The organism is Desulfovibrio sp. ZJ200, assembly GCF_011039095.1.
Lineage (GTDB): Bacteria > Desulfobacterota > Desulfovibrionia > Desulfovibrionales > Desulfovibrionaceae > Desulfovibrio.
Map to the genome: position 1 here is coordinate 24858 of NZ_JAAKEH010000037.1, position 6000 is coordinate 30857.

General features: G+C 56.3%; 1 protein-coding gene and 1 CRISPR repeat array (1 of these 2 cut by a window edge). The gene reads left to right on the forward strand.

Annotation, left to right across the window (positions count from 1 at the left end):
- A CRISPR array of direct repeats spans positions 1-5722; the repeat unit is 28 nt; unit sequence GTATTCCCCACACGCGTGGGGATGAACC (it extends 100 nt beyond the left edge of the window).
- 48 nt (positions 5723-5770) lie between these two features.
- Positions 5771-6000 (forward strand): helix-turn-helix domain-containing protein (locus G7Y52_RS10895; RefSeq protein ID WP_165065509.1); only part of this gene is annotated, 230 nt, incomplete at its 3' end.

Genomic DNA, 6000 nt, shown 5'->3' on the forward strand with positions numbered 1-6000 from the left:
AAAACTCTTGGAGTATGATGCTGTATTCCCCACACGCGTGGGGATGAACCGGCGCGAGGGGTAAAAATTATGTCGACGTGGCCGTATTCCCCACACGCGTGGGGATGAACCGTCACATATCCTGCAACATATTGAATAGTGTGTGTATTCCCCACACGCGTGGGGATGAACCGATCACATACGGATACCGGCACGGCGCGCGAAAGTATTCCCCACACGCGTGGGGATGAACCGACGATGAGGAACATACCAGCTATGAATTTTAAGTATTCCCCACACGCGTGGGGATGAACCGGTGCTTCACCGTTTTTTTCGTCTTCGGGTGCGGTATTCCCCACACGCGTGGGGATGAACCTGCGGACTGTGGCCCGCCGCGTCTCTCTGGGCGGTATTCCCCACACGCGTGGGGATGAACCGTTTTCTCCTCCTCGCATCCGCGAGGTATTGCAGTATTCCCCACACGCGTGGGGATGAACCGCCCGGTCTTGGTTATGCTGCTGTTGAAACGTTGTATTCCCCACACGCGTGGGGATGAACCGCTGAACATTACCGGAAATAGTAGTATTGGCCTGTATTCCCCACACGCGTGGGGATGAACCGACGCACTCAGAGACATAGGTGTCCCTGAGAAAGTATTCCCCACACGCGTGGGGATGAACCTCCACACAGGATGCCATCCGGCGGGCTGAAGAAGTATTCCCCACACGCGTGGGGATGAACCGTAAACAGGTACAAATAGAGCGTCGTTTTAGAAGTATTCCCCACACGCGTGGGGATGAACCGATGGGGATAATCCCGATCGCTCTCAGCCATACGTATTCCCCACACGCGTGGGGATGAACCGCGACGAAGACTAGCCAAGGGGAGAGGGAGAGCGTATTCCCCACACGCGTGGGGATGAACCGCGGGGGCAGCGGCAGCCTGTTGCTGTTCTTCGGTATTCCCCACACGCGTGGGGATGAACCGAAGGTGGAGATGATGCTTTAAGTGTAGCTAAGGTATTCCCCACACGCGTGGGGATGAACCGGTGTTGCTGAAAGAGCAGCAATGGCTCAAATACGTATTCCCCACACGCGTGGGGATGAACCGGGCTCGATGTTACAGTTCCTGTAAATCAGCAGGTATTCCCCACACGCGTGGGGATGAACCGTTCCAGGATTTTCTGGAAAACTGCTTGCGCTAGTATTCCCCACACGCGTGGGGATGAACCGCGTCTCTGTGAGATGGGCATACTTGTAAAGGGGTATTCCCCACACGCGTGGGGATGAACCGTTGTCTGTGAGAACGACAGCTTCAGCTACAAGGTATTCCCCACACGCGTGGGGATGAACCGTATCCTCAACCCTAAAATTAACAGGCTGCTGTGTATTCCCCACACGCGTGGGGATGAACCGCTGCTCCCGCCCGAAAACCTGTTTTTGGATTGGTATTCCCCACACGCGTGGGGATGAACCGTTGCTCCCGCCCCAAAAGGAATCTCAGGGCAAGTATTCCCCACACGCGTGGGGATGAACCGTGTTGCCGCTCGGGGTGTTCTGATGGCCGTTAGTATTCCCCACACGCGTGGGGATGAACCGCTCGCTGCGTGAGCAGTACCGCATTTTGTGCGGTATTCCCCACACGCGTGGGGATGAACCGGGTTCTTACAGAGCATAACATGCCCTAGGGCGGTATTCCCCACACGCGTGGGGATGAACCGTCCACTGGGCAGTAAAAGACGGAGGACCGTCAGTATTCCCCACACGCGTGGGGATGAACCGAACCCTTTCGTTAGGGACCCGACAGGGAAGGTGTATTCCCCACACGCGTGGGGATGAACCGCAAAGGGCAAGCAGGTACAAATAGAGCGTAGGGTATTCCCCACACGCGTGGGGATGAACCGGCCTTTTTGAGGCCACGGACGCGCAGTTGTAAGTATTCCCCACACGCGTGGGGATGAACCGACGGAACGCGAGCGACGACGACGGCGACCGTATTCCCCACACGCGTGGGGATGAACCGTTGGCGTCCTTCATCGGATGGCCCCGGCATCCGTATTCCCCACACGCGTGGGGATGAACCGCCCCTATATACCGCAATACAAGAAACTCGCGAGTATTCCCCACACGCGTGGGGATGAACCGACGGAACGCGAGCGACGACGACGGCGACCATAGTATTCCCCACACGCGTGGGGATGAACCTCTCAGGATGCGTGCCTGCCTCAGCAAACGCAGGTATTCCCCACACGCGTGGGGATGAACCGATACTCAACGTAACGAGAACCATACATAGCGCGTATTCCCCACACGCGTGGGGATGAACCGAGCGGCAAAATTGGGCGGCAGCGGGCGGGGTTGTATTCCCCACACGCGTGGGGATGAACCGAAAATGAAATGGTTCACAATTTTCATCATCAGGTATTCCCCACACGCGTGGGGATGAACCACGGGTCAGCATCCAGGGCTCTACCGCTCTACGTATTCCCCACACGCGTGGGGATGAACCTTTCGGCCACGGCTTACGGATGAAATTCATTTTGTATTCCCCACACGCGTGGGGATGAACCTTTATGGCTACGTTGGACGAATTTGGTCGTGAGGTATTCCCCACACGCGTGGGGATGAACCGAATGATGTCAATGAATGTTGCTTATTTATTTGGTATTCCCCACACGCGTGGGGATGAACCTGCGCCCGTGATGTGCGCGGCCTTGTGGGTGATGTATTCCCCACACGCGTGGGGATGAACCGTGTCTATATTGGAAGGAAATCTTGATCGTGCTGTATTCCCCACACGCGTGGGGATGAACCGCCCTTGATATGATTGGCATGGAGATCGTCCAGGTATTCCCCACACGCGTGGGGATGAACCGACGGTGGCACTCAGAGGAGTCAGCTAAACTTGGTATTCCCCACACGCGTGGGGATGAACCGAGCCGAACATTTCCAGCGACAACCCGGCTGAAGTATTCCCCACACGCGTGGGGATGAACCTTTTTTGACGGTATAAAAAACCCCGGGGGTCATGTATTCCCCACACGCGTGGGGATGAACCTGGCGGAACTGGAGGCCGAGTGCCGCACGGGCCGTATTCCCCACACGCGTGGGGATGAACCGGCATATTTATTTTTCCCGCACATCCGACCACGGTATTCCCCACACGCGTGGGGATGAACCGATTTTGCGGCATGGCCGGGCGCAAAATGGCGGGTATTCCCCACACGCGTGGGGATGAACCGGCACAGCAGAAATAAAATCAGCGTTTAACACAGTATTCCCCACACGCGTGGGGATGAACCGGGCTTTTGACGATGTACAGCGCAAAAATAAAAGTATTCCCCACACGCGTGGGGATGAACCGGAAAGGGAATACCATTAACAGCACGATCTAAAGTATTCCCCACACGCGTGGGGATGAACCGATGGTGGTACTCAGAGGAGTCAGCTGAACTTGGTATTCCCCACACGCGTGGGGATGAACCGCCTCGGATGCTCGTCTCCAACGTCCTGAATATGTATTCCCCACACGCGTGGGGATGAACCGGGGTTATCATGGCTACCACCAATCGCACCACCGTATTCCCCACACGCGTGGGGATGAACCGCCGCCCAACGTTTAGGCGGCTCGCGGCGATTCGTATTCCCCACACGCGTGGGGATGAACCGCCGTGTTTGACGCGCTATACATAAACGGTAGCGTATTCCCCACACGCGTGGGGATGAACCGAACCTCTTTGAACGCTTTTGTACCGAACCTCCGTATTCCCCACACGCGTGGGGATGAACCGCCCGCGCCCAAGGCCAATCGCAAGCCCGCCGAGTATTCCCCACACGCGTGGGGATGAACCGATTTCATCGTCCGTGGCATCGCACTGGATGCCGTATTCCCCACACGCGTGGGGATGAACCGATTTGCTGCGGGCCATAACAGAAAGAAATCTGGTATTCCCCACACGCGTGGGGATGAACCGAAGCGGAAAAAGAGGAAGTGAGATGTGTATCCGTATTCCCCACACGCGTGGGGATGAACCGGAGATCAAGGAAAACCGGGCCGAAAGCATGGCGTATTCCCCACACGCGTGGGGATGAACCGGAGATTCACATGGAACTGTCGGAACGGATTGAGTATTCCCCACACGCGTGGGGATGAACCGCTGAGACGGGTATGACTGAAGCAGCGAGGGGAGTATTCCCCACACGCGTGGGGATGAACCGACCTTTTGGCTTTCGTCGCGCTCCACAATTTTGTATTCCCCACACGCGTGGGGATGAACCTTACCTGGTTGAGCCGTTTTTTCTCCATAACGCGTATTCCCCACACGCGTGGGGATGAACCAAGCTCCGGGAATGGGGCACCACGAAGGAAGATGTATTCCCCACACGCGTGGGGATGAACCTTTGTCAATCTGGCTTCCGGCACGGTGTATGTCGTATTCCCCACACGCGTGGGGATGAACCTTCCAGGCTGGCCAGTTCGCTGAACAGTTTGCACGTATTCCCCACACGCGTGGGGATGAACCGTTTCCTGATTCGGTTGGGAGTCATGGAGTACAGTATTCCCCACACGCGTGGGGATGAACCGAATCCACGGCCCCGGTTACGTTCGCGCGTGACGTATTCCCCACACGCGTGGGGATGAACCGAATACCCGATGCCGTCCAGCGTCCCGAGGAATGTATTCCCCACACGCGTGGGGATGAACCGGGTCAGGGCTTTGCGGGTCTCAGGGCCGAGGAGTATTCCCCACACGCGTGGGGATGAACCGGATCATGTCCGGCGTATCGTATCCACCCACAAGTATTCCCCACACGCGTGGGGATGAACCGGATGTCTATATCGCTAATACATTCTCCTGCTTGTATTCCCCACACGCGTGGGGATGAACCGCGTCGGATCAATCGCGTCACTGGTGCAGGCCGGTATTCCCCACACGCGTGGGGATGAACCGAACAGGATCGGGGCGGCGGCAATGGTGGAGGTGTATTCCCCACACGCGTGGGGATGAACCGGGATAAACCGTGAGCCGACACGCCACCAGGGCGTATTCCCCACACGCGTGGGGATGAACCTTTGCCATTGAGCACGAAAGCGCAGAGCGGCAGGTATTCCCCACACGCGTGGGGATGAACCGCGTACCCTTGACCGAATGAGCGGCGTAGGCAAGTATTCCCCACACGCGTGGGGATGAACCGATGCTGTGGGGATTACCGGGCCAAGTGGCTGCGTATTCCCCACACGCGTGGGGATGAACCGCCGTATGTTGGCGATATTCCTCTAGCCATGATGTATTCCCCACACGCGTGGGGATGAACCGCCAACAGCACGCGCATAGTGGAAACGCTCTATGTATTCCCCACACGCGTGGGGATGAACCGAGCGCACAGGGCAGCTTGTCGCGTGGGGTGTAGTATTCCCCACACGCGTGGGGATGAACCGCCGCCGCGCCGTTGCCGATTTATGACATGGCTGTATTCCCCACACGCGTGGGGATGAACCGCATGGATCAGGATAAAATACTCGCAAAGCTCGGTATTCCCCACACGCGTGGGGATGAACCGTTTCTCGCGTACCACAGACTGCCTGACTCGTCGTATTCCCCACACGCGTGGGGATGAACCGCAAAAAATATGGCAACAGTAAAAAAATTTTTTGTATTCCCCACACGCGTGGGGATGAACCGATTACAGAGATGGAGCAGACCGCCGCCGAGCTGTATTCCCCACACGCGTGGGGATGAACCTAGAGCAATTTGACTTTTATTTTATTTAAAAATCGTTTAGATTGCAGAGATGAAATTTGCATCTGAAGAAATCCGAACCAAGGCTGTTCATGCGTATCTTGATGGAAAAGCAACAGCCAGGCAATTGGCAGATATTTTAGGTTATACCCCGGCTAGCATCTGCAATTGGGTCAGAGCTTACCGTGAAAACCAACGATTATCAGCCAAACCCAATGGCCATCGCCCAAGTTGTTTCTCATGCGAGGAGATTCGGGAATTGCAAGCCCTTCTTGATAAAAA